This is a genomic window from Nonomuraea sp. NPDC001699 (genome assembly GCF_053596455.1).
This window is the reverse complement of sequence record NZ_JBSFGF010000092.1, coordinates 1-1,160: the sequence shown is the minus strand read 5'-3', so window position 1 is coordinate 1,160 and position 1,160 is coordinate 1. Positions and strand designations below refer to the sequence as shown.

1 pseudogene is annotated in these 1,160 nt (G+C 67.0%); it reads right to left on the bottom strand.

Going from position 1 to position 1,160, the window contains the following annotated elements:
• Nucleotides 1-1,160: pseudogene (locus ACWCSU_RS52845) on the bottom strand (DNA-directed RNA polymerase subunit beta); the annotation flags it as partial.

Sequence of the window (1,160 nt, the reverse complement as noted above, 5' to 3'; positions counted from 1 at the left end):
GCGACGATGGGCTTCTGGTTGAAGGAGGTGCCCTGGTTGGAGCGCTTGAACTTGGCGACCCGGTACGTCGTCCGCGTGCCGTCGTCGTTCATGACGGTGACGTAGTCGGCGGAGACCTCCTCGACCACACCGGCCTTCTCGGCGCTGATGACGTCGCCGGCGTCGGTCGCGGCACGGTACTCCATGCCGGTGCCGACCAGCGGCGCCTCGCTCTTGAGCAGCGGCACCGACTGGCGCTGCATGTTGGAGCCCATGAGCGCGCGGTTGGCGTCGTCGTGCTCCAGGAACGGGATCATCGCGGTGGCCACCGACACCATCTGGCGCGGCGACACGTCGATGTAGTCGACTTCCTCGGCACGGGCGAGCTCGGTCTCACCGCCCTTGGTACGGACCAGGACGCGGGGCTCGGCGAACGAACCGTCGGAGTTGAGCGTCGTGTTGGCCTGCGCCTTGACGTAGCGGTCTTCCTCGTCGGCCGTCAGGTAGTCGATCTGCTCGGTCACCTTGCCGTCGACGACCTTGCGGTAAGGCGTCTCGACGAAGCCGAAGGCGTTGATCCGGCCGTAGGAGGCCAGCGAGCCGATCAGGCCGATGTTCGGGCCTTCAGGGGTCTCGATCGGGCACATCCGGCCGTAGTGGGACGGGTGCACGTCACGGACCTCGAAGCCGGCCCGCTCACGGGACAGACCACCGGGGCCGAGCGCGGACAGACGCCGCTTGTGCGTCAGGCCGGCCAGCGGGTTGGTCTGGTCCATGAACTGCGACAGCTGCGAGGTGCCGAAGAACTCCTTGATGGAGGCCACGACGGGACGGATGTTGATCAGGGTCTGCGGCGTGATCGCCTCGACGTCCTGGGTGGTCATCCGCTCGCGGACGACGCGCTCCATGCGGGCCAGGCCCAGGCGGACCTGGTTCTGGATGAGCTCGCCGACGCTGCGCAGGCGGCGGTTGCCGAAGTGGTCGATGTCGTCGACCTCGACGATCACCTCACCGTTGGCGCCCGGCATCGACTCCTCGCCCGCGTGCAGGCGGACGATGTACTCGATGGTGGCGACGATGTCCTCTTCGGTCAGCGTGCCCTGCGTGATCTCGGAGTCGACCCCGAGCTTCTTGTTGATCTTGTAGCGGCCCACCTTGGCCAGGTCGTACCGCTTGGGATT